This window comes from Komagataeibacter intermedius TF2 (genome assembly GCF_000964425.1).
GTDB classification, from domain to species: Bacteria; Pseudomonadota; Alphaproteobacteria; order Acetobacterales; family Acetobacteraceae; genus Komagataeibacter; species Komagataeibacter intermedius.
Genome location: NZ_BANF01000337.1, coordinates 1 through 209, shown reverse-complemented (window position 1 = coordinate 209; position 209 = coordinate 1). Strand labels below are relative to the sequence as shown.

At 60.3% G+C, this 209-nt stretch carries 1 pseudogene; it reads left to right on the top strand.

What is annotated here, in order from left to right:
• Positions 1-27 precede the first annotated feature (27 nt).
• Positions 28-209 (top strand): annotated as a pseudogene (locus tag B7449_RS17440) (cupin domain-containing protein); the annotation flags it as partial.

Genomic DNA, 209 nt, shown 5'->3' with positions numbered 1-209 from the left:
GTGGAACATGGGCGGAGAACAGGCCTCATGACTGATGAAGAGCACCTGATGACCCTGAACCGTACCGGTGGGCGGTTCGATCTCAACAGGATTGCCGCCGCGTTCCCGCAGACCGCGGATACGATGCGGCTGGATACCTATCTGACCGACAGGCCGGAAGCCAGCATCAGGGTGTTCCGGATCTATCGGGACGTGCCGCCGCATTATCA